The sequence below is a fragment of the Dyadobacter subterraneus genome, assembly GCF_015221875.1.
Lineage (GTDB): Bacteria > Bacteroidota > Bacteroidia > Cytophagales > Spirosomataceae > Dyadobacter > Dyadobacter subterraneus.
In genome coordinates this window covers 787,682-813,551 of sequence record NZ_JACYGY010000001.1, presented here as the reverse complement: position 1 = coordinate 813,551, position 25,870 = coordinate 787,682, and the positions used below count along the sequence as shown (strand labels likewise).

Annotated in this window: 14 protein-coding genes; 1 reads left to right on the top strand and 13 read right to left on the bottom strand. The window is 39.6% G+C overall.

Annotated features, from left to right (window positions below):
• Positions 1-117: 117 nt before the first annotated feature.
• The 9 genes from IEE83_RS03470 to IEE83_RS03430 all read right to left on the bottom strand — a co-directional run bounded on the left by IEE83_RS03470 (position 118) and on the right by IEE83_RS03430 (position 17,952).
• Positions 118-2,544 carry an ABC transporter permease gene (locus IEE83_RS03470; RefSeq protein WP_194119231.1) on the bottom strand — a complete coding sequence of 809 codons (2,427 nt, stop codon included), beginning with the start codon at positions 2,542-2,544 and terminating at the stop codon, positions 118-120.
• A 64-nt stretch (positions 2,545-2,608) separates the two neighbouring features.
• Entirely contained in the window at positions 2,609-5,065 is a 2,457-nt protein-coding gene (locus tag IEE83_RS03465) for an ABC transporter permease (protein ID WP_194119230.1), read from the bottom strand.
• Positions 5,066-5,260: 195 nt separating this feature from the next.
• On the bottom strand, positions 5,261-7,699 hold the full coding sequence (locus IEE83_RS03460; protein ID WP_194119229.1) for an ABC transporter permease: 2,439 nt from the start codon (positions 7,697-7,699) through the stop codon (positions 5,261-5,263).
• Between the two features lie 98 nt (positions 7,700-7,797).
• Positions 7,798-10,206 (bottom strand): ABC transporter permease, encoded by a 2,409-nt coding sequence (locus tag IEE83_RS03455; protein ID WP_194119228.1) that lies wholly within the window; start codon positions 10,204-10,206, stop codon positions 7,798-7,800.
• Positions 10,207-10,413: 207 nt separating this feature from the next.
• Positions 10,414-11,454 (bottom strand): DUF4097 family beta strand repeat-containing protein, encoded by a 1,041-nt coding sequence (locus IEE83_RS03450; RefSeq protein ID WP_194119227.1) that lies wholly within the window; start codon positions 11,452-11,454, stop codon positions 10,414-10,416.
• Between the two features lie 188 nt (positions 11,455-11,642).
• Positions 11,643-11,999 (bottom strand): hypothetical protein, encoded by a 357-nt coding sequence (locus tag IEE83_RS03445; protein ID WP_194119226.1) that lies wholly within the window; start codon positions 11,997-11,999, stop codon positions 11,643-11,645.
• A 90-nt stretch (positions 12,000-12,089) separates the two neighbouring features.
• Entirely contained in the window at positions 12,090-13,493 is a 1,404-nt protein-coding gene (locus IEE83_RS03440) for a GH1 family beta-glucosidase (RefSeq protein ID WP_310588467.1), read from the bottom strand.
• A gap of 224 nt (positions 13,494-13,717) precedes the next feature.
• Positions 13,718-16,258 carry a T9SS type A sorting domain-containing protein gene (locus IEE83_RS03435; RefSeq protein WP_194119225.1) on the bottom strand — a complete coding sequence of 847 codons (2,541 nt, stop codon included), beginning with the start codon at positions 16,256-16,258 and terminating at the stop codon, positions 13,718-13,720.
• 1,121 nt (positions 16,259-17,379) lie between these two features.
• Positions 17,380-17,952 (bottom strand): RNA polymerase sigma factor, encoded by a 573-nt coding sequence (locus IEE83_RS03430; protein WP_194119224.1) that lies wholly within the window; start codon positions 17,950-17,952, stop codon positions 17,380-17,382.
• Between the two features lie 386 nt (positions 17,953-18,338).
• Between IEE83_RS03430 and IEE83_RS03425 the strand changes: the two genes are divergently transcribed.
• The gene (locus IEE83_RS03425) at positions 18,339-19,268 is read left to right on the top strand and encodes a serine hydrolase (RefSeq protein ID WP_194119223.1); all 930 of its coding nucleotides are present in this window, start codon (positions 18,339-18,341) and stop codon (positions 19,266-19,268) included.
• 43 nt (positions 19,269-19,311) lie between these two features.
• On the opposite strand, the gene IEE83_RS03420 is transcribed toward IEE83_RS03425, so the two are convergent.
• From IEE83_RS03420 to IEE83_RS03405, 4 genes are all read right to left on the bottom strand, one after another.
• On the bottom strand, positions 19,312-20,520 hold the full coding sequence (locus IEE83_RS03420; RefSeq protein ID WP_194119222.1) for a YncE family protein: 1,209 nt from the start codon (positions 20,518-20,520) through the stop codon (positions 19,312-19,314).
• 146 nt (positions 20,521-20,666) lie between these two features.
• Positions 20,667-20,960, bottom strand: coding sequence for a hypothetical protein (locus IEE83_RS03415; RefSeq protein ID WP_194119221.1), 294 nt, complete (start codon positions 20,958-20,960; stop codon positions 20,667-20,669).
• A gap of 26 nt (positions 20,961-20,986) precedes the next feature.
• Positions 20,987-23,359, bottom strand: a complete 2,373-nt coding sequence (locus IEE83_RS03410) for an ABC transporter permease (protein ID WP_194119220.1) — start codon at positions 23,357-23,359, stop codon at positions 20,987-20,989.
• A gap of 15 nt (positions 23,360-23,374) precedes the next feature.
• A complete protein-coding gene (locus tag IEE83_RS03405; RefSeq protein WP_194119219.1) occupies positions 23,375-25,843 on the bottom strand; it encodes an ABC transporter permease in 2,469 nt (822 codons plus the stop codon).
• Positions 25,844-25,870 lie beyond the last annotated feature (27 nt).

The window sequence follows — 25,870 nt, the reverse complement described above, 5'->3', positions numbered from 1 at the left end:
CATGCCTTTTGTTTTTCACACAAAGCAAAAAAGTTAAGCGCAAAGTTCGCTAAGTTTATTCTTTGTGTCTTTTGCGTTTTTTCTTATTTGCTTTGCGTGAAACCTGGAAACCGTTTCTTATTCTGATTTAAGCGATTTTACCGGATTAATAAGTGCCGCCTTAATTCCCTGAAACATAATGGTAAGGACCGCAATCAAGAGCGATAAGCCCGCTGCAACTGCAAAGATCCACCAGGAAATATTGATACGATATGCAAATTCGCTGAGCCATTTTTGCATGAAATAATAAGTAAGCGGACTGGCAATAACAATGGCAATGACGATCAGCAGCAGAAAATCTTTTGACAAAAGTCCGACGATACTAACCACCGAAGCACCCAGCACTTTCCGGATTCCAATTTCCTTATTTCTGTTTTCAACCGTAAAAGTAGCCAGTCCGAAAAGCCCGAGACAGGCGATGAAAATTGCCCAGACGGATGCTGTTGTGAAAATGTGGCTGTACTGCTGTTCGGAAACATATTGTTTATTAAAATTCTCATCCACAAAAAAATAATCGAACGGATTATCGGTAAAATAACTTTTATAGATTTTTTCAAGTCTGGCAATTTTTTCCTGCATATTATCGGCAGTAAGGCTGATGGTGATGTACTGACTGCTGTTTTGCGGATAGAAGATAATCGGATCAATCGCTTTTTGCAAACCTGTATGATGGTAATCTTTTACAACACCGATGATTTCCAGATAACGTTCATCCCATTTTATCTTCGTTTTCAAAGCATCTTCGGCTGATTCAAATCCAAGCCGCCGGATGGCTGTTTCATTCATGATCACTTTTGAATTCTGATTCCATTCCACCTTCGTTTCTTCCGGCGTAAAATTCCTTCCGGCTTTCAACTTTATATCGTAGACATTTAAATACCGGTCACCAATGATTGTAAAGGCATATAAAGCCAATTCATCACCTGCTTTCGAGCCTGGCTGTGTAAATCCGGAAGTATTGAAATTATAAAAGTTACCCGGAACGCTGCCCGACAAACTATAATCTTTTACAAAACTTTGCTCGCCGATTTCATTCCAAAAAGCTGCTTTTCTGATCTTATTAGTACTGTCGCTGCCAATTTCCGGTCCGCGTATCACCAGCAGCTGACTTGTTTTCACACCCAGATTCTGGTTTTGCATAAATTTCAGCTGACTATAAATTACAATCGTCACCAGCATCAGAGCGATTGAAATACTAAACTGCGAAACCACTAATGACTTTCTTAAGAAAGCACCCTGTGAGGTTTTAGTAAGTTTTCCTTTCAGGATTTTTACCGGATTATAATTCGATAAAGCATAAGCCGTGTAAATTCCTGATCCCAGCATACCAATAAGAAAAACGCTTAATCCAATAATCCAGACGGACGAACTGCCAAGAATTTCCAGTGAAAGATTCTTACCAATCAACTGGTTAAAAAACGGTTGAAGCATATAGACAAGCAAAATCGCGACAGAGAAACTCAACAAATTCATCAAAGCAGATTCGCCCAGAAACTGCCCGATCAAATTCCCCGGAGTGGCGCCAATTACTTTTCTTACACCCACTTCACTGGCACGTTTGAGTGAGTTTGCAGTTGACAGATTGATATAATTAAACCACGCAATCAGCAGGATCAAAAACGCAATCGCACCGAGCGTGTAAACATATTTTACATTTCCCGAAGTCTGGTAAGTATCACTGAATTTTTCGGCCAGATGGATATTGACGGCAGGCTGCAAACGAAACTGAACACCATCTTTGTCCGTTTTCTGCGCATTTCTGTATGTAGAAAGTTTGCTTTCCAGGGACTTGTAATTTGTTCCTTTATCAAGCAATAAAAAAGTATTGATGTATTGGTCATCAATATTATTCACAGCCGCCCAGTCGTTCCCGTTCAGGTTTGCCGGATTTTCCAAAGTCTTCAATGAAAACACCATATCAAGATTGATATCAGAATTTTCAGGAGCATTGTAAACACCTTCAACGGAATAAGATAAGGTACCAAACTGATTCGAAAGTGTCAGAATTTTACCAATCGGATCTGTTTTTCCAAAATATTTAGCAGCGATTTTATCAGTAATAAATACAGTTTTTGGTTGATTCAAGGATGATTTATTTCCTTTTATAACCGGAAAACTGAAAAAACTAAAGAAATTCCCGTCAGCATAACCTATGTTATTTTCTCTGAAAGACTCGGAGTTATTTCCTTCTCTTTTTACAATGCCTTTTGCAACATCGTCTGAAAAACGGCAATAATCTTTCACCTCGTTAAAATTCTGTTTCGCCCTTGGCGCCCAACCCGGTTCAACTTCTGCCCAGGTATTACCCTTTGCATCCAGATTAATGAGACGATACATTTCGGGCAGATTCGTATGAAACTGATTGACACTTTTCTCAAAACTTACATATTCAAGAATCAAAAGAAAGGCAGCGATACCCATAGCGAGTCCAGCAATATTGATCGTGCTGTAAACCTTGTTCCGGATCAGATTCCGGAAAGCGATTTTTAAATAATTCCTGATCATGATTAGTATAGGTTAGAAAAAAGTGAAAATCCTTTAAAAATTATAATCTCCGGGGATTGTTTAATTATTCGGATTTGAGTGATTTCACAGGATTGGTCAAAGCTGCTTTTATTGCTTGCGAACTTACTGTTAGTAAAGCAATTATAATAGCCAAAATACCTGCGGCAACAAACATCCACCACTCCATTTTGATACTGTAAGCAAAATCCTGAAGCCATTTCCCCATGATATACCAGGTAAGCGGCGTGGCGATCAGAATAGAGATCAGAACGAGTCTTATAAAATCACCAGAAAGCAAGGCGACAATACTTGGAATGGACGCGCCTAACACTTTTCTCACACCAATTTCCTTAGTTCTTTGTTGCGCTGCAAAGGCGGCAAGTCCAAATAAACCCAGACAGGAAATCAGAATTGAAATGACTGTGAATGTGTTAATAATACGTGACGTACGCGCATCAGCAGAATAATTGCTTTGGAAATCTTCATTCAGGAACATGTAAGAAAATGGCTCATCCGGGACAAACGATTTCCATTTTGTTTCCAGAAAAGGAAGAACCGTGCCTACATCTTTTGTATTGACATGCGCTATGATGTAGTTGAAATTGGTATCACTATTGAGGAAAAACGCGTAGGGTACAATGACTTTATGTAAATCTTCAAAATGAAAATCCTTCACCACACCAACAATTTCAAGTGACCCGATTTCCTTTTCTCCCATGTTGAAATTGAGCTTCTGACCAATCGATTTGTCGAGCGGAATTCCAAATTTCCGTAAAGTTGCTTCGTTGACTACAATCTTGTTATTGGTATCAGCCGGATATTCCGGCGAGAACATTCTTCCCGCAGCCATCTGGAAATCCATTGTTTTCATAAAATCGGCGGCAACGCCATTTGTTTTAACCAAACCATCGTCATTGACACTATGTCCGGGAAGGAAAACCGACATATCACTTGGGTTGATAATTCCCGGATAATAAGAAGTGCCCGAAGCCGCCGAAACCTGATTGTTTTGAAGAATTTCATTTTTGAGCACATTGTAAGCTTTCTTAGCTTCTTTGCTTCTTAACGGAATTACGATTTGCTGATCCTTTGTAAAACCAAGCGGCCGCTCCTGCATGAATTTAATTTGTCCCTGAATCACCATCGTTGCTACTACCAGGCCAATTGAAATAACAAACTGGAAAACGACCAGACCTCTTCTTAAAGCTGTCGCGGAAACAGAATTGACAAACTTACCTTTGATCACATCCAAAGGATTGAAAACCGATAGATAAAATGCAGGATAACTGCCAGCCAATAATCCCGTAACAATGGCAAGACCAATAAATGCAAGCACAATTTCCGGTTTGAATAATTCGGAAATATCCAGATTTTTATCCGCAAGCTGGTTGAAAACGGGAAGGAAAACAACGACAGAAGCCATGGCAAGAATCAGAGCCAGGAAAGTAAGCACCATGGATTCTCCAAGAAACTGACCGATCAAACCGCCTTTTCCAGCTCCCATTACTTTACGAATCCCTACTTCGGCTGCACGCTTCGCAGAACGGGCCGTTGCCAGATTCATGAAATTGATACAGGCAATCAGTAAGGTAAAAAGTGCGATGGAAGCAAGTACGTACAGGTAAGTTGTACTTGTGGTGGAGGTTACTATTCTGTCAATTTTGTTAAAAAGGTGAATATCTTTTACGGGAAGAAGAAATAATTTTTTATCAAAACCAGCTATTCTTAAATCTTTACGCGCATATTTTTCGATAAAAGATGGTAGTTTGTTACTGAATTTTTCAGCACTTGTTCCGGGTTTCAATCTCAAATAAGTATAGAACATGTTGTTATTTGTGAAATCCAGATCCGGCTGTCTCAGGTAATCTCCCACCCAACCTGAGTGAATGGAAACAAAATAACGCGCATCAATATGTGATCTTGCACTTTCATCGCGGAATACGCCGGTAACCTTGAAATCTTCATTATTACCTGATTTTCCGCCAATACGAATTGTTTGATTTAAAGCTGATTCGTTACCAAATAATTTGTGCGCAACATCTTCCGACAATACCACAGAATGCGGATCATTCATCGAAGTTTTGGCATCACCTTCTATAAATTTGTAAGTAAATACATCGAAAAAAGTGGAATCCACATGAAATCCGTTTGTTTCGTAAAACGATTTTTCCGGTTTTCCTGGCTGAGAAGTTTTCAGTAAAGTTTTACTTTCAAGGAAATTCCCCCAAAGTCTTGTAACCTGTTCCACTTCCGGGAATTCTGCTTTTACAGCCTGCGCATAAGGTGCAGGAGCTCTCGGATTATCCATTTTGTCGCCATTGGACTGGACGTTTTCACTTCGCAAAAGATATAAGTCGCTGACATGTTCCTGATGTTTGTCGAAGGAAGTTTCGCTCAGGATATAAAGCAAAAGCAACATGCAGCAGGTCATTCCGACGGACAGACCAAATACATTAATGGAAGAGAACAGCTTACTGGAAAGCACGTTCCGCCAGGCGATTTTAAGATAATTTTTAAGCATTTCTTTATGGTTTTTTTGGCTAATTTATTTGGGGAACGATAGGCTTATTTTATTGCTCGTTCAAGTTTTCGACACCGGTCAGTTTGCTGCCTGTTTCAAGTTTTTATTACCCGTCCGACGGCAGAAAAAGCCGTCGGACGGGTGGCCGGCTCCATCTTACGGCTTTTCAGACGCAGGAAGGAACCGGAAATATTGTTATTGACTCTTCAAGGTTTTTGCAGGATCTATCAGGGCTGCTTTTATGGCTTGGTAGCTTACGGTTAGTACCGCTATGGCGGCGGCCAGAATTCCGGCGATGGCGTAAATATCCCAGGTAATGTCAATTCTGTATTTATAATCCTGCAACCATTTTTGCATGATATACCAGGCAATTGGTGATGCGATGACGGCCGAAATAAGTACCAGAATCAGGAAATTCCGGGTTAATAATCCAAGAATACTTTGTATTGATGCGCCCAGGACTTTCCGGATTCCGATTTCTTTTCTGCGTTGTTCTACCATAAAAGCGGAAAGTGCAAATAATCCCAGTGACGCTACGATAATTGCTAAAATCGCGAAGCTGCTAAAAATCTGTCCCATCCGGTTTACATCATCATACATTTTGGAAAAATTCTGATCCATAAATGTGTAACGTATTGGCTGATTTGGCGCTAATGAATTCCAGACTTTTGATATGGATTCGATGGCTCCTTTCGTATCAGAAGTACCGATTTTAACCGAAACAATGGATGGACTTATACCCAAGGTCATACAAAGCGGATCAATATCATCTTTCATGGATTCAAAATGAAAGTCTTCAACCACGCCGATGATTTCAAGTTTATTGCCATTATTGGTCTGGTTTGTAACATATTGCCCGACAGGATTTTTCAACCCAAGCTCTTTTGCAAGTTTTTGATTGATGATAACGGCTTTTTCATCCGTTTTTCGATCCTTCGAAAAATTCCTTCCCTGAACAATTTTCATCCCCAGGGTTTCTAAATAATCATAATCGGTTACCCACATTTGCCCGCTGACAGAGGCCATTTCCTTCGTTTTTCCATCCAGCCAAAATGGATTTCCATTACGCTTTGTTTCTTTTATCGGTAAATAATCACTGATTGTCGCATTTTTCACTTGCGGCAATTTTTTAACTTCTTCTTTAAAAATCGCCACCTTATCTCCCAGCGTGTTTGTGCCATGTACGAGCAAGACTTGATTTCTGTTATATCCGACTTTTGCATTCAATATAAAATTAACCTGACGGTAAATTACAAACGTGCCGATAATCAAAATGATAGAGGTTGTGAATTGAAAAACGACCAGACCACTTCTTAAATCCGATCCTTTTTTGCCTTTCACCAATTGTCCTTTTAAAACATTGATCGGCTTGAAACCGGATAAATAAAATGCAGGATACAGTCCGGCCAAAATCCCGATAGCAACTGAACTAAGAATTAGAACCGGCAACGGCCACCATTCGGTGAAAGGGAATACCAGTGATTTTGATGAAAGTGTATTGAAAAACGGAAGTAGAACGTAAGCCAGAACAAAACCCAAGGAAATCGAGACAAAACTGATCAGTAAAGATTCCGTCAAAAATTGATTGATCAAACCACTTCGCTCTGATCCTACCGTTTTTCTCAAACCTACTTCTATCGCTCTGTTAGCCGATTTTGCAGTGGAAAGGTTGACAAAATTAATACAGGCAAGCAAAAGTATAAAACCAGCAATGGCGCCAAAAAGCCAGATAAACCGGATATCACCATGTGTCAAACCATCGCGGATGTCTCCATTTCTCAAATAGATTTCAGAAAAAGGTTGCAGTTCATATTTTTTATCCGCTTCAATTTGATCCGGATTCACTTTTTGTCCGCTTGCAATGAGCTGCGGCATATAATATTTTTTGGTAATCGCAGAAAGTTTCGATTCAAACTTGTGCTTATCCGTTCCTTCTTTCAGCCTAACATATGTATGATAATTGGTAGCCAGCCAGTTGGTTTGTTCTCCTTCATAAAATACAACGCCGGCCATGGTCATCAGAAAATCAAAACCTACGTGAAAATTCTTTGGAAAATCTTCAATCACACCGGTAATTTTTCTTGGTTTTGATGCGTCATCATTGATAATCATGATCTTCCCAATCGCACTTTCGCCCGGAAAAAATTTGTCCGCTTTTGACTTGGTAATGACTAAACTATTTGGCTCATCCAGAGCATGTTCCTGATCGCCTTCCAGCATTTTCAAACCCCAGATATTGATCAGATCCTGATCCATATATACAAAGCGCTCTTCGTAAGCATTTTGCAGTTTATCCGATCTTCTTACCTGATTTGGCCCCGCTCCGAATAATTCACTATTTAAAAATCTTCCGGCTTTTTCAACTTCCGGGTAATCTTCTTTGATCACTTTGGCGACTCCGGCCTGCTGCCAGGTATAAGGTATTATTTCCCCCTGGTATTTTTCAACGGCGACAACTCTGTAAGTGCGGTTCTGATAAGGAATATCTTTGTCGTAACGGAGCTCGTCTTTTATGAACAGAGCTATCAGAAGACAAGCCGCAATACCAATGGCAAAACCACCGATTTTGACAAAAGAATACATCTTTTGATTGATGAGATGACGCCAGGCGAGTTTTAGATAGTTTCGAAACATGGTTATAAATTTTTATGGCTGATGGAATTTTGAGTCTTTTCCAACTTTAATTACCCGTCGGACGGCAGAAAAAGCCGTCCGACGGGCTGTCGCGTAAACTATTCTGATTTCAGTGATTTTACCGGATTTACCAGCGCGGCTTTTATCGATTCATATCCGGCCGTGATACCTGCCACAATAAATGTGATCGTAACGGCCAGGATCATGATTTCGGCACCAATTGGAATCCGGTATTCATAATCTTGCAGCCAGCCGTGCATCACATACCAGCCCAGCGGAGCGGCAACGACAAAAGCAACGACAATGAGTAATGCTATTTCTTTACCAAAAAGACCAATGATGTTGATAATGCTGGCTCCCAAAACTTTGCGGACACCTATTTCCTTTGTTTTCTGCGAAGCCATAAATTTCACCAAACCGTACAAACCAAGACAACCGATGAAAATCGCGATGAAGGAAAATACGCGTATCAGTTTTAGCATCATGTTTTCCAGCTCATAACTTTTGGCAATTTTATCATCCATAAAAGCTTGTTCGTAGAGATAATCCGGGAAGTATTCATTCCATAATTTCTCTACACTTTTCATGGTCTGATGAAGATTGGCGGTGTTCAGTTTGATGGCGCAGGTATAGTTGTAATCCTTGTAGGTGAAAATCGCGATGGGATTGATGCCACTTTTAAATGAAGTATTATTCCAGTTTTTCAATACGCCATAAATCGGAGCTGTTACGCCCCAGATTTTAAGATTTTTACCAATCACATCCTGAGGATTTTTCAACCCCAAACGTTCCACTGCTTTTTCATTAATCAAAAAACCACGGATGGTGTCGCTTTTAGGAATATTTTCGCCCGCAACAAATTGAAGCCCAAAAGTTTTGACATAATTATCATCAGCATTTTTGGTATTCATGCTCCACAATTCTTCCTTTTGGCGGGTGTCAAATTGAACGTTGCTGTTATTATTGGAATTGGTTGTGGGAAGAAACAGACAAAATGAAGCATCCGAAATTCCTGGAATTTGTAATAGTCTTTGTCTGAAAGTGGACTGATTTACTTTGTCGGGCGTAGGAATCTTGATTTCTGCAATTCCTTTCGTTTCATAACCGACAGATTGTGATAACATAAAATCAACCTGATTGTTGACAACCAGCGTGCATATGACCAAAAGCTGAATGAGCACAAATTGGAAAACAATTAATCCGCGGCGTAAAGAAATTCCACCGATTTGTCGTGTTGAAATATTCCCTTTCAAAGCTAAAACCGGCCTGAAACCTGCCAGAATTCCACCCGGATATGATCCTGCCAAAAGTACCACAGCAAGAAAAAGCGATACGAGGAAAATCCATAACAAACCGTCTGCCAGATTAATGTTTACAGGCCAGGTTCCAGGCTGATCAAGCCAGCTGTTGATATGCGGCACGACCAGAATCGCAAGGACAAAACCAATGACCAGGGCTGCAACGGTAATCAATGCAGTTTCCGTCATAAACTGAATAAAAACCTGACTTCTTGTTCCACCGACAGCCTTACGAACTCCAACTTCCTTGGAACGTCTAAGTGCTTGCGCAGTAGCCATGTTGATAAAATTAAAACAGGCCGTTACAATCAAAAATATCCCGATCACGCTCATGATCCAGATCCATTTCATAGGCATAGATCCGTTATAATTTTCGGAATGATGCATGGCTGAATAAGGAATCAACGGATGTTTGTAAAAGGCAAAATCGGTACTGTGATATTTCTTGTTCAGTGCTGCCATTTGTTTTTCAACACCTTTCACATTTACATTTTCAGGCAATAAAAGGAAACAAAAAGTTCTGGAATTAACACCACCCCAGTTGTCTAGTCCGGCACCTCCGTAATTGAATTTCGGGTTTGCAATGAGTGTTTGAAATGAAACAAAAAACTCATAAGGTAGATCTGTATTTTCAGCGATATTGTCGATGATACCGGTCACTTCCAGATTAAGCTCGTTTTCGAGGCGAATACTTTTACCAATCGGATTTTCAGTACCAAAATATTTTTTGGCCATTTTCTCACTGATAACAATAGTATTCGGCTTGGTCAGTGAAGTTTTTGGTGTGCCAATTTGCCAGTGAGAATCGAAAATGGAGAAAAATTCCGGCTGGACAAACGCCAGATTCGGGCCTTCTTCCTTGAATTTTTTAACAGCTTTCCCGCCGTTATCCAAAGCGGCCATAAAGGCGTCCGATTGCTCAAAACACATGCTGGATTTGTATTGAGGCAACTCCGCTGCCATCGCCTTCCACATAGGAGCCGGAACACCGCGGGAATAGGAAACGCCATCAGAATGAAACTCCGTCGTGATCTGGTAGATGTGATCAATATTGCTATTCGAATGATCAAAAGAAGTTTGAAAACGTATAAACCAGAAGACAATCAGCGCGCATGCCAGGCCTATGGAAAGACCAGCCACATTAAGTAAAGCATACAAACTGTTACGCGTAAGATTTCGCCAGGCGATTTTGATGTAATTTTTGAACATGACCGACAGATTTAAGGGAAAGGAAATCCGGCAAACGGAATTTCATAGGTTGCATATTATCAATCATTAGAGTAAATCTTATGCCAAAATAATATCAAACTGATATTCAATATTTTAAGTAGCTATTAAACAACAAAAGTGTCCGATAACGGACACTTTTGTTCAGGGACGAACGCCTGTAAAAGACAAGGATTACGAGTAATGTTTTTATTGATTAATAGAGACAGAACCACCGTTCGCTGACAAATTAACAGGAATCCCGCCACCATTCATTTTTCCAAGAACACGGTCTTTTTCAACTTGTCCGTCAAAGTTTTTCAAACTTACAGTTACTTTGTTTCCTCTCAGATTTAAATCCATTCCTTTATCCATTGGCATATTCACACGAAGGCTCCCAGCGGACGTAGACAAATCTACAAACTTGCCAACCTGAGTAATTTCAACTTCCATACTTCCGCCGCTTGTATGTGCTTTCACGCTCCCCGAAAGTCCGGCAAGGCGCACAGATCCACCCGAAGTTCCGGCGTCAAGATCACCTTTAATTCCATCACCTTTGATGCTTCCGCCGCTTGTTTGGGCTACAATTGTACCATCAAGTCCATTCAGCGTAATGCTTCCGCCAGAGGTATGCAAATTAATTTTTCCATTCAGTTCGCTCGCTTTGATACTTCCGCCGCTTGTTCCCAGCGTGATTTCTTTTTTGCAATTTTCAACTTCAATACTACCGCCGGAAGTTTGTCCATTGATAATGCCGTCAAGATCAGATACTTTCAAACTTCCGCCTGATGTTCTGAAATCCTGTTCTCCGGTAAGTGAAGAAATACGGATACTTCCGCCGCTTGTACGCAGGTTGGTTGCCATATTTCTTGGTGTAGAAACTTTGAAGGATATAGAAACGCTGTTTTTATCCCAGCCGTTTCTGTTTTTACGAATAGCAGTTGCTTTCAGAACACTGCCTTCGGTACCGATAAAAATATCAAAATCTTCAAGTTTGTCTTCAATTTCTTCTTTGCTCAGATTGACTTTCCCGTTCCAGTTATTCGGACGAACGTACATTTCAACCTTCACACCGTTTGCCTGATCGCCGGCAACGGTTATGGAACCGCCGGAAGTTTCCACTTTAAGATTAGTAAGCGATGCGCTAGTGAAATTTTTACTGACGTAAGGCTTGTCGTCTGAATTCTGCGCATTGGAAGAAATTGTAATAAATAGAACGAATGCGGCTAAAAGTAGATTAATTTTTTTCATGATCTAATAAGTTTTCTTTGTCGTTTGGAGGTAAGATGTTAAAAGTTAAATAGAGGTTGCGTGGGTCTCAAAACTTTTCTTAAGATTTAATGCAAAGCAAAAAAGAAGGGCAAAGCTCGCTAAGATTTTAACTTTGCGAAATTTGCCCTTTTTTTACCTGCTTGCGTGAAACCGCTTAGATTCTTAAACTATTCTTTATCAATCTTATAAACCTCAATCTCCGTAAAATTCCCGGTCGCACCCCAACCACAGGCAACACCTTTTTTCCTATCCGTAAGACTATAACGAATATGCACTTTGGTAAAAGAATAATAATCTTCTTTTTTCCCAAGCTCTTTTTCGACCACTTTTAAAGAAGTTTCGGATGGCAAATAATAAAGCAGAGAATCTCCCGACGGAACTTCAAAATGCCAGGAGCAACCATCCGTCGCAAGCATGTTAACCCATTGGGCATCGCTTTCCAGTATTACGACATCGGTTGGAAGTTTGTCGTCAGTGCAGGCAGTAAAAGTGAATAAGGCGAGTAAAAAGACTAATATTTTCATGGCAGAAAGGTTTGGAATTTTGTTATAATTACAAGATTCCGTTTGAATAAAAAAGGTTGGAAGCGCCTTAAAATATTATTGATCCACAGTCTATTCCTTCAAAAATCTGGCAAACCATTTTCCTGAATCCTTGATAACTCGCTCCTGGTTTTCATAATTGACATACACCAGTCCAAACCTTGGCCCATAGCCTTCTGCCCATTCAAAATTATCCAGCAGCGACCAGGCCAGGTAACCGCCGATTTTCACACCTTCATTTTTCGCTTTTAAAATATTAGCCAGATATTCTTCAAAAAACTGAATTCTTTTAATATCCTGAACAATTCCATTTTCCAAAATATCCTCAAAAGCCGCTCCGTTTTCGGAAATGATAATTTCCCTGATGTTGGGATACTGGCTGAACTGTTTCAATATTTCATACATGCCATCCGGTGCAACTTCCCAGCCCATGGCCGTCAACGGAACATTGCGTTTCCTGGCCGATACTTCTTCAAGCCACAAAACAGGTGCGAAATAGGAATGTTTTACGATAACCCGGAAGTAGTTTTGAAGTCCGATAAAATCAAAATCAAAGGCTAGTTTTTCTGCATCACCTTCCAGCATGAATTTTGAGATTCCTTTCAAAAATGGGAAAGTCTCCACCGGATATCCCATGCCCAGACACGGTTCAAGAAAAAGACGGTTCATAATCGCATCCGCTCTTTTGGCGGCGCGGATATCTCTTGCGCTTTGCGAAAAAGGCTGCACATGCGAGCAGGAAAGTGCAGTACCGATATAGGCATCCTGAACCATATCACGAACAATCCGTCCGCCTTCGGCCTGGCACATAGCCAGATGATGGACAACAGGAAGAAAATTAAATAATCCTTTTTTCCCCGGCGCGTGCATGCCTGTGGTATAACCCAAGCCAGCAACTGCCATTGGCTCGTTCAGGACAATCCAGTTTCGAACTTTTCCGCCAAAAGCATCCGCACAAATCGAAACATATTCAGAAAACCATTTTATAATTTCCCTGTTTTTCCAACCGCCACGATCTTCCAGCGCCTGGGGCAGATCCCAGTGATACAAGGTAATCCAGGGTTCAATATTTAGGGAAATACATTTATCAATAATACGGTTGTAAAAATCGATACCGCTTTGGTTGATCTTGCCAGTACCATCCGGCAAAATCCTGGACCAGGAAAGTGAAAAACGGAATTCCTTAAAACCAAGCTCCGCAACAAGTTCAAGGTCTGCCTCATACCGGTTATAAAAATCGCAGGCAATTTCAGCATGATGCCCATTTTTGATTTTCCCTTTTTGACTTGTGAAAGTATCCCAGATCGACGGTCCTCTGCCATGTTCTGTAACGGCACCTTCAACCTGAAACGCTGCCGTTGCTGTTCCCCATTTGAAATCAACGCCGAAATCTTTTCTGGAAAGAATTCCAGTTTCCGGAATTTCCAGATTAACGGCTTGTTCTGATGATTCAATATTATACTTAAAATCCTTCAATGTTTCTGCTGATTATAACCTGAACGTGAAGTCAGTAACACAAAATTAAATGGAATAATTGCCAAAAAGGTAACATTATCATAATCATATGAAAAACTTAACATTGGAAAGTGAATTGAGAATTCGGTCTTATCCTTTACATCGATTATTGGGCTTTATTTAAACAAAAAATTCCTTCACCCGAACAAACAGGTGAAGGAATTTGAAACTAATAACGCTTGGTACTACCTGATTACTGAAATTTTCTGTTTAGTTACCAGGCCATTGCTTTGTTTAAAGGTTACTACATAATTTCCGGCTGGCAGACTGCTGATATCAACATCAACACCGTCTTTCGGAATGAAGTCTTTCACCTTTACACCTCTGATGTCATAAATCTGAATGCTGGCAATTTGTTCCTTGCCATTTCTCAGCTTCATGAAATTTGAACTTGGATTTGGGTAAAGTAATGCGGACTCATCTGTAACAAAATTTTCACTAACAATTCTGCTATAAGCAAACGTTTCATCGTTATCAATCATTTTCAGACGATACAAATTGTTTCCGTTAGCAGGGCTAGCATGTGTATAGCTGTAAGATTTTGTAACTAAACTTTCACCTTGTGCAGCAACTGAACCTAAAACAGCCCATTCTTTGCCATTAAGGCTATGTTGTACTTCAAAAGATTTCGAGTTGGTTTCAGCAGTGGTTTTCCATGAAAGTGCAGCGCTCGTACCTTCTTTTTTCACGCTGAAATCTGTAAGTGTTACAGGTAGCGGCGTGTCTGTTTTGATAGTAAAGCAACCCAGATCAGAATAAACAGTACCGGCACTGGTAGAAATTTCAAGAACAACAGAAGTTGTTGTAGCCGGAGCCTGTTTGGTTAATGTATATTTCTTCAAACCAAGTGTTCCGGCCGTTACCGCTTTGTCAATTGTCACGGTCACTGTCGATGATGTTAACTCAGTCGATCCGTTTAAGAATTTAACTTTCAAAGTTTGTGTGTAACCAGCGTTTGAACCATCATAGCCAGCATATATAGACCAGGTAATTGTATTTCCCGGTGCAATAGTTTTTGACTGTGAAATCGCAACCTTGTCAGTTAATTTCGCAGATTTAACACCACATACTACGTAATCCGTTGACGTTGTAAAAGTACCAGTTCCGGTTTTTGTCCAGTTATTTGTTCCATCTTCAAAACTTGGATTCAACAAGGCATTTCCTGTACAGGTTTCACAAACCGGAGGAGTAATTTTAAGACATGCATTGTCCACTTTGAAATAATCTCCTGTTGCAGATCCAAGTACACGAATATATGACGTTCCTGCCGGTGCAGCACCAGCTGTTAAAGTATATTTCGTCATTCCGTTTGGTCCTGTTGCAGGAAGATCTTCAACTGCTTTGTTAAGTGTAGCTTCTGCTGCAACTGCCCCAATTTGAACTTTTGACGCGTTCAGGTAAATAAGCTGGAATTTATGACTTGATTTTACATGGTATCCACCCCAGATATTCAATACCGCCGTGCTTCCAGGAATAGTATTTACATCCTGCCAGAAACTTCCGCCAGAAGTACCCAAAAGACCATTTTTTGATCCACAAACAGCATATGCATCATCGTCAGTGAAAATCTGGCCTGCATCATTTGAAGAGCTCCATCCACTTGGAATTTGTTTTCCGTTTACTGTGTTATAGGTTTCAAAACTTGGGTTCACCAAAGTATTTCCATCACAATTACAATCAGCAGGAGGCGGTGTTACCTGCATACAAGCACCATCAAGTTTGAAATAATCACCTGTTGCAGTGGCCTCAGCACGAGCAAATGCAGCTCCTGCGGGCGCAGTTGCAGTCAAAACGTATTGTTTTAATATTGGACCAGTATTAGGAGCAGTATCAACATCCCAGTCAACAGCCACTGACGTTGCGTTCGCATTAATTAATGTACCGCCCGAATTATAAAAGGAAAGCTTAAATGTCTGCCCAGCTTTTACGTGATATCCGCCATATGCAGAGAAACGAACAACCGCACCAGGAGCAACAGCATACTGCTGGTAAATGCTGCCCGCGCCATTTAGAACAGTTGCATAACTTCCACAGACATCATAAGTTGTGTTTTTAGTTTCAAAATTTCCGTTTGTGGTCCAACCTGTGTTACCATTTTCAAAACTTCCGTTGGTCAGAACATTGTCGTCGCATCCACAATCAGCCGGAGGACGCGTTACCTGCACACAAGCACCGTCGATCTTAAAGTAATCACCTGATCCGTAAGCCTCAGCACGCGCAAATGCAGCCCCTGCCGGCGCTGTTGCATTCAATACATACTGTTTTAATATGGGACCATTACTAGGAGCTTTATCAACATCCCAGTCAACGGCAACAGATGTTGCGTTAGAATTAATTAACGCACCACCCGAAGTATAAAATGAAAGTTTAAAGGTCTGGCCGTTTTTTACATGGTAGCCACCGTATGCAGAGAAGCGAACCACGGCACCTGGAGCAACAGCAACCTGCTGGTAAATACTTCCAGCGCCATTCAGAACAGTTGCATAATTTCCACAGACATTATAAGCTGTGTTTTTAGTATCAAAACTTCCACTTGTTGTCCAGCCGGTATTACCATTTTCAAAACTTCCGTTGGTTAAAGCATTGTTGTCGCATCCACAATCAGCAGTGGTGGTTCCGGTAGAAGAAGTTTCAGGAAGAGTCAGAGAAACTTTTGCGTGTGATTCGTTATAGGACAGGCATAAGACTATTATGCACATCACCATAAGGGAGTAAACTTTTTTCATGAGACTGTATAGTTGTTAACGATAATGATGAGAATTACGGGTTAAATAATAAGTGAATGGTTAAAATTTTGTGATAAATAAATTCTATATATCAGAAGTTCTGATCATTAAGAAATTCAAAATGGATGTTATAGTTTTTAACGGATTAGAGGGTAGTTCAACTAAAATCACATTGACTCTGATGTATTTTTGCTAAACTTCTGTGGTTATTCTAGGAGGCGTCGACGACTGCAAATGTAAAAAAAATTCTATTTAAAAATCAAATCATTTTTATCATTAATTTTATATTATACACAAGCAATAACTATATCTACGTTAAAAATTAAACTAATTCTACAAGAAAAAAATAACTAAATCTATCTCATAAAATAGCCATAACGATGCCTATCAGCACTTTACAAATTAGTGACAAATTATAAATTGTAAAAAAATCATTTTTTACCTCAAAATAGAAAATATAACTTTTCCAAGTTGACACTAATTTATACTATTACAAATCGAACTAATTTTTTCTACTAATGAAGTGTTCTATAAATAGCTAAGAAATCGCCTTTTAATATATGTTTAAGTGATTTTGGCGAATGTCTAATTACTTATCAATCAGGATAGATGTTACGGAAGAAAAAGAAGTCTGCTGAAATAATGTAAAAGACAGTTACAAAATATATCACACTCAGCGAGTTAGAAGAGACATTTTAGGAATATCGGAACGATATTTATTATACGTTATCAAATTTACTCTACACTTCGCTACAATTTTCTTCTAAATCTGGATGTAAAAGAAAAAAATGAATAGTAAAGCGTGTATATTACTTAAACTTTCAACTTGATTTTTTCTTAGTGCTGACTTCTTAAATTTGATTCCTTCAAGAAAATCATTCTTACAAACTGATTTGGAAAAGAAAGTTTAGGGAGTAAAACACTTCGTGGCAGATGTAGTATCTTTTGGATTTTAGGCTCTGGAAAAATTCAGAAGATGTAGTATTAGTTATTTCCACCTAAAATCCTATGTTAAGAAAATTTAATATTAATTTTTTCTTAAAATTTTCGGATCCTAATTGAAACGTAAAAAAAACCAGCATCCCGGAAAGAGAAACTGGTTCAAAAGTCTGCTTTTTAATTTATGCCACCCTTAAAGAATAGTTGTTAACACCAAAAATATCTCTCAATTCATTAAGTGCTTTTCTAATCCTTGACTTTACTGTTCCAAGCGGCAGACTTAATTTTTCAGATACTTCCTCGTGCGTATATCCCTGAAAATAAACAAGATCTATTAAAATACTTTTTTCCGGAAGCAATCTGGAAACAATAGCACGAATGTCAATTGTAGCCGGAATTGGATTAAAGATAACATTATTTCCCATTTCAGATTCCAGAATTGTATCCCAGCTTACAGAATTTTCCTTTTTGAGGTCAAGCCTTAAACGATCAATAGCTGTATTTCGGGCAACATTGAGAATCCATGTAAAAAGGGTACCTTTTTCAACATTATAACTTTCAATATTTTTCCAGATTTTTAGAAATGAATCCTGCATTACATCCGCCGCTTTTTCTTCATCCTTAACGATTTTCATGATGATACCATACAAGGCCGAGGCGTAATGATCATAGAGATACTCGAAGGCTTCTTTTTTGTTGGATTTTAAAGAAGAAATCAATTCGAGTTCGGTGTATGCAGATTTACTTATCATCATTTCTGTTATTAATGTAGTTATTGCGGGTAAGTCTGGCAGCTTTGATAGCCTTTCATCAACGCTTTATACAAATTATGTTCCATTGTCTTTCATTTTAAATGTGTGTATCCTTTCCCTCTATTTTGTGGATTATGTATTTGAAGTGGTTCTGTTTCCAAATAAATTTTCCACAGATTACACAAAAATTGAGGAAATTCAGAATGGCAGTAATGGAATCCATTCCACACTTTTAATAGTCCATTTGATATTATCTTTTTGTAAAACGGATCATGTTAAAATTCAAATAGTTCACTATAAGCTATTTAGTAACTAACTTTTTATTTAATTTGCTATGTAATTTGCTATTTAATTTTTGATGCTTTTTTCAACACTTCCATTTGCACTGTATGAAATCTATTTATTTGCTGACAGCATTGCTAATCCTGAGTTTTGTCACTTTTTCACAAAATGTCAGCTCAATTTATGGGAACTCCGATAAAAAACTTACCGAAAAACTTGAAAAAGCACTGGAAGGTTTCAAAGGGAATGCAGGCGTTTATGTTCGGAATTTAAAATCAGATAAGTTTGCTGCTGTCAATGCAGACACTATTTTCCCAACGGCAAGCATGGTAAAAATACCGATCATGATTGGTGTTTTTGATAAAATAAATAAGGGTGAACTTCAATTCGACCAGCTTCTCACTTACCGAGATTCCCTGAAATATGATGATGGCATTACGGGTTCATTTCGTGATAGTACCAAAATTCCACTGCCAAAAGTTATTCATTTGATGATTTCACTGAGTGACAACACAGGTAGTTTGTGGTTACAGGCTCTGGCCGGTGGCGGAACGGCAATAAATCAGTGGCTTGAAATCAACGGTTTTGTCAATACCCGCGTGAATTCGAGAACGCCCGGACGAAAACAAAATCAGGCAACGTATGGCTGGGGACAAACATCTCCACGCGAAATGGCGGAACTTATGACAATGATCCGTCAGGGGAAAGTAATTAGTCCTGCCGCCAGTGAAAGAATGTACCGGTATCTGGGAATGCAGTTTTGGGATGGCGAAGCATTATCACAAATCCCGCCTTATATCAAAACAGGAGCGAAAAGCGGGGCAGTGAATCAGGCAAAATCAGAAGTAGTAATGGTGCACGCGCCACACGGTGATTATGTTTTTTGTATCACAACCAAAAATCAACAAGACGAACACTGGCAAAGGGATAATGAAGGATATAATCTGATTCGTAAAGTTTCAGAAATCATCTGGAATCATTTTGAACCAAAAAGTAAATGGAAACCTGTTTCCGGATATGAAAGATGGTGGTTTTAAATAATATCCTGATGGATTTTCCATCAGGATATTATTTTTCTAATTAGTGACTTTCGCTGGATTCTATCCCAAGAACACTCAGCTGATAAGGAGTCGCAGAAACCTTGATTTTTTTAACTTTCGTAAAGTCAGCCATATCAATTTGCAATAATTCACCGCTTTTTGGCTGGGTTAAGTATAAATATTTTGAAGTCGCTTCAATCTGTGGTTTTTGAGTTTCATCCTTTGCAATTGCTGATGATACAGAGCCACTTTTTACCATTGTATTTGTTTTGAGATCATAAATTCTGACTTCTCCGCTATAAAGGAAAGCGATCAGTTTATTTCCTGCGTAATCAAGTTTGACCTGAATTAAATCAGTGCTTTCAATAATAGGCGTTATTTTATCCAAAACCGGATCAATCAAATACGCGCCGACAGCAGCTGAAAAACCAATAAACTTCTCTGCTTCTTTTGCCTCTAAAATAGAACTGAACCAGGCTGTCCCGAAGCTGGCCGGATGGGCAATTAAGTGCTGCTTGCCCGTCGGTTCAACAACCAGTATGCCGCTCATAGAACCAAAAAGTGCGATAAGACCATCGCTCGCGTTTCCATGAATTCCTTTGGTCTGGATCGTTGAAGCAAAAAGTGTTTTACCACTTGCATCAATAATTTTCACTCTTTCCGGCAAGGATCCTGCAACAGATCCATCTTTCTCAGTAATGGAATAAGTGCCATTGTCAAACTTGTTCATGGCTCCGTGATGTGCAACATTACCGGCGTTGATGGTTTTCATTGTCGCGCCGGTCACATGAAAATCGGCTTCATTTGCAATGCTTAACGTACCGTCGCCATCATTGAATGTTATAATCTCATCGCCCTTACTTTTAAAATGCGTCGGTTTATTGCTGTTTCCTGTCAAAGCACCAAGTTTCGGAGTTCCTTTCACATCAACATGATCTCCATGTCCTTCGAAACCAGTATCAAAAATTTGCAGGGTATTGTTTGCTGTACTTATAATTGCGCCAAATCTTCCTGCTTTTGTTGGATACAAAGCCGTTTTGGGAAACTGAGCCTGGAAGGATTCCACCGAAAACTTTACCGGATCTACCAGTGAAAGTTCCTTTGTAGTCTCATCATTAACCAAAATACGAATGTATTTATACTCCGTTTCTTCCACTGGCGTAACAGATTCCTTATCATCCTTATCACAGGAAAACAAAACTGAAACAATGCTTAAAGCGATTAATGTTTTTAATAAATTCTTTTTCATCTTTCAATATTTAAATGCAACAATGATGCAAATATATGAATTTCATATATAAACGCAACATTGTTGCAAATAAAGTATGGGCACAAAAAAAGGTCTTTCCTATTCCAATCAAGAATAAAAAAGACCTTTTGCATGATTGTAAAAGTTTATGCGGTAGCCCTGCTCTTCTGCAAAAGCCATCTGCTTTCTTTTTTCACAAATGTTATGGGCACATACTCATCATTGGGTGCGCCAATATAGTAAACCGCCCATTCCGGATCCTGATGCGAAAGCATTTCACTGATACAATCGGCGCGGTGCCCGTTAGGATTTGAACAATTGTCCCAGTAAAAAAGCTCGACACGATAATGCAGCTGTTCTTTCAGCCCATTCACAGTCACTTCAATTTCGATTTCATGCCTTCCTGGAATTGATGGAATCGGGATAGCTATATGGCTCATATGATTGATGTTTAAATGTGTCTTTTTTAGTCTGTCTTAAGTGATTTAACCGGGTTCATCAAGGCCGCTTTTATACTTTGGAAACTTACGGTTAAGAGTGTGATGATGATGGCCATTATTCCGGCTGCTGCAAAAACCCACCAGGAAATTTCGATTTTTTCTGTGAAGTCCTGCAACCATTTATTCATAAAATACCAGGCGATAGGAGCCGCCAGTGCAATGGAAATCAGTACCAACTTGAAAAAATCTTTCGACAAAAGTGCAACGACACTAACTACACTTGCTCCCAGAACTTTTCGTATCCCGATTTCCTTAGTCCGTGTTTCTGCTGTAAATGTTATCAGACCAAACAAACCCATGCAGGCAATAAAAATCGCAAAAGCTGTAAAGACTGTAAACATTTTTGACATCCGGATTTCAGTCTTGAACGTATCATTGAAAGCATCATCCAGAAAATAATATTCGAACGGTTTATCCGCTGAATATTTCTTATAAATATTTTCAATTGATTTTATCTTTTCAACGATATCGGATTTAGGATCCATTTTGGCAAATAAAATGCCTGAACTTTGTTCATCAGCTAAATTGTTAGTGGTGTCCGAAATAATAAAAAGTCCCATAGGAAGCTTTTCACTTTGGGTTGATGCAAAATGAAAATTTTTCAGAATACCTACCACGTTTCTTTTAAAAACTTCCTGGCCGAGAGGATTGCCCTTCAAGCCCAATTCTTTTACCGCATACTCATTTATCAAGATGCCGTGACCATTTTTCCATGAAGTACCTTCTGGCTTTATTTTCCAGGCCAGTCCGAGTGTATTCATATAATTAGCATCTACTTCGGCATAAGACACACTTACATCTTTATTTGTTGATTTATTTTGTGTAAAAAACATGCTATACCCTTTGTACAAACCAGTACTTGAAAAGGCAACTTCTTCAACACCTGCCAGTTGCGCTATTTCATTTTTAAATGAGAAATAATTTTTGCCAATAGAACCACTTATAGGAATGTTCAGCATCTGGTCCTTATTCAGCCCCAGTTTTACATTTTGCATAAAACTTAACTGCTGTCGGACAATGAGACTGCAAACAATCAGCGCTATGGAAACTGTGAACTGAAAAACCATAAAAATCTTTCTTAAGGCAGTACCTTTTTGCTGGCTTCCCAATCTTCCTTTCAATACCTCTATCGGGGAAAATCCGGATAAGATCAATGCGGGATAACTACCGGCGACGAAAGCACTAAAAAGTAAAATCCCGGCTAATACCCCAACAAATGAAGGAGATAATAGAAATGAGCCGTCGATTTTCAGATTTAACAAATTATAAAAGGGCTGCCTCATGAGCTCTACAAAACCAAACGACAGACAAAATGCAATACAGCAAACCAGCACGGATTCAGTGTAAAATTGTTTAACTAAACTGTTTCTTCCGGCACCCGCTGCTTTGCGCACTCCTACCTCTTTCGCGCGCTGGGTTGATCTGGCCGTGGTAAGGCTCATATAGTTGAACAGCGCCAGAAAAAGTATTAGTGAAGCAATACCGGCAAAAATTTTGATCAGTTTAATATTTCCTGAATCCACAAAGTTATTTCCCAGATGAATCGTAGTAAATCCTTCTAGTGAATAACTTGCTTTTCTATCAAAATCATCCGTTGCAATCCCCGCCGCTAAAATCTTTTTCTCTACCTTCTTAACGGAATTTTCTGAATCCAACAATAAATAGGTAGTAAAAGCACCTGCGTGCTCCCACATGTTTTTATCCTGCTCACTTAATTGTGGAATGGTGTTGATAGAGGCAACAAAATCAAAATTAAAGGTGGAATTGGAAGGCGAATTTTCAGCTATGCCGGTAATCTCAAACAGGTGTTTTCCCTCATACAAAAGTGTTTTTCCGATCGGATCTTTTTCACCAAAATATTTTTTTGCAGCCTGTTCTGAAATCACCAAAGCATACGGTTTGTTCAGGACATTATCTATATTTCCTTCTTTCAATTTGAAAGAAAAAACTTTAAAAAACGAGGGATCTGCAAACATGAAATTGGGTTCACTGAAAAGCGAAGACGCGTTCTCCGGGTTTTTGAGCACCACAGGCTGATAAGACTCTTTTATCCGGACAAAATCCTGAATTTCCGGTGTTGATTCTTTTAACTGAGGTCCAATTTTAGAATTAAAACTCCTGAATTGTATATCCCGCTCATCCATCTTGACTTTGGCAAGTATACTGTAAATCCTGTTTCCATTTTTGTGAAACTTGTCATAACTATACTCATGCATCACAAACATCAATATCAGCATGGACACAGCCATACCCATCGCCAAACCGACGATATTGATGAAGGAGTAATCCTTGTGCTTCCAAATATTTCTGGCGGCGATTTTGAGGTAATTTCTGAACATGGGAAGTTAGGTTAATTATTCTGAACGGAGTGATTTTACGGGATTGGCCAGTGAAGCTTTTATACTTTGAAAACTTACGGTCAATAAAGAAATTAAAATAGCAGAAACAGCTGCCACGACGAAAATCGACCAGGAAATTTCGATACGGTATTTATAATTTTGCAGCCATTTATCGACAGCATACCAGGCAAGGGGCACGGAAACGACTATCGCAATAAAAACAAGTTTGAGAAAATCTTTTGACAGCAGAGCTACGAGACCGGCTACCGAAGCGCCAAGTACTTTTCTGATTCCGATTTCCTTAGTGCGCTGTTCAGCTGTAAATGCGGATAGTGCAAATAATCCGAGGCAACCAACAAATAACGCCAGGCCTGTGAAAACACTAAGCACAACACTGGTTTTTGCCTCCGAATTGTAAAGTCTGGCAAAGGAAGAATCCAGGAAATCATGCTGAAAAGGAACACTAGGAACAGCAGATTTCCATAGTGAAGCCACTTTTCCGGTAACATTTTTTTCTGAACCCGGTCGCAATCTCACGGCCATATTAGAATTCCATGTCTGGTAAGTTTTCGAAGATTCATTAAATATAGCCATCGGTTCTATGGCCACTTTGACAGAACCCATATAAAAATCTTTCATCACGCCCACAACCTGAAAACGCTGGTTTCTGTTTCCCGGATAACGCATCCATTTCCCAACAGCATTTGTCCATCCAATGGCTTTTACGGCTGCTTCATTCAGGATCACGCTGGTTGAATCACTGCCTGTATCAGACAAGAAATTACGACCTGAAATTATTTTCATTCCCATAGTAGGAATAAAATTCACATCCGTCAGAAATGAACTGATCAGCAGATTTTTTATAACAGCATGATTTTGATCACCCTGCTCTGGTTCATAATAATCTCCGAAACTGCCCCGTGAAGGCAAATCCGAACTGTATGTAGCACTGACAGCTCCGGGTATTCGAAGAAGTTCCTGTCTGAAAGTTTCTTTTGCAGAGGCACTGGCAAGGTGCCTGACATTTTCAATAATCAAGACATTTTCGCGCTGCAATCCGGGAGAAACTTTGGTGGCAAAATTCAATTGCTCATAAACCACAAAAGCGCCTAACATCAGCACGATAGATACCGTAAATTGAAAAACGACCAATGAACTTCTCAAAAATGCATTGCCACCCGTCGAAGCCGTACCCGTCATTTTTGAAATATCAATCGTTTTGAATCTTGAAAAATAAAATGCCGGATAAAGTCCGCAAAGCAAACCTGTCAGTAAAGGCAAAAGAATTATAAAAGGTATTATTTCGGGTGAGAAAAGATCAGAAACCGTCAGATTGAGAGATGTGAGCTTATTGAAAAAAGGCAATGCAAGAATAGTCAAGACAGAAGCAAGTGCCATGGAAATAACACTGAAAAGCAGGGATTCCGTCAAAAACTGACTAACCAGTATACCTTTATTCGAACCTAATGCGCGACGGATTCCGACTTCTTTGGTACGTTTTATAGACCGCGCCGTAGAAAGATTCATGAAGTTTACGCAAGCCAGCAGCAAAATCAAACCGCCAACAATACTGAAAATATTAACCTGCTGTTTGTCGCCGAGTGTTGATAGCCGTGAATAAAAATCTGTCGCATTAAGGTGCAATGATTTTAATGGCATCAATTTCACATCCAGTCTGTCTCCGTTTTGAAGTTGTTTCAAAAGGTCCTGTCCTACGCGCTCATACGCGGCGGGTGCAAATTTCCTGATCATTGCCGGAAATTTGGATTCCAGATTGGCAAGAACTTCTGGTGTAGGTTTTTCACGGAATTTGGCCCAGGTATCTACCTGAAGCCAGATCCAGCTCCACGCAAAATTCTCTACAACTTTGAAATTTGCCATGGGTAATAAAAAATCAACTTGTAGGGAAGACGTTACCGGCAGATCTTTCATCACTCCGGTAATGGTATAAACTGCTCCGTTAACTTCCAATGACTGTCCAACAGGCGATTTTGTACCAAAATATTTTTTGCCCATCTTTTCAGTCAAAACCAGGCTTCCCGTATTGTCAAGCGCTGAAAGTCCGCCTTCTTTCATGGGGAAAGCAAATAATTTTAGAAAAGAAGTATCGGCTGCTATTGCCCGGTCTTCATTATATTGTAAAGATTCCTGTCCGGGAATATTCCTGCGAACAATCGCACTACCCAGATTGAACGTTCTTGCGGTTGTCTCAATTTCGGGATAATCTGCCGCCAGCCTCGGACCTATTGGCGGTGGTGTATTTGTGGTTTTGAATTCCTGGTCTCCCATTTTCATGTCCAGCGTTACCGAGTAAATCCGGTCAGCATCAGGCAGAAATTCGTCAAAACTTCTTTCATAATAAACATAAATCCCGATAAGCCAGCACGCTGCCAGTCCAACGCCAAGGCCGGTAACATTGACGAGCGAAAAAAAAATCTGCCGCCGAAAATTCCGGAATGCCACTTTAATATGATTGGTTATCATCGTTTTATTATTAAGAAGTTAGGTAAC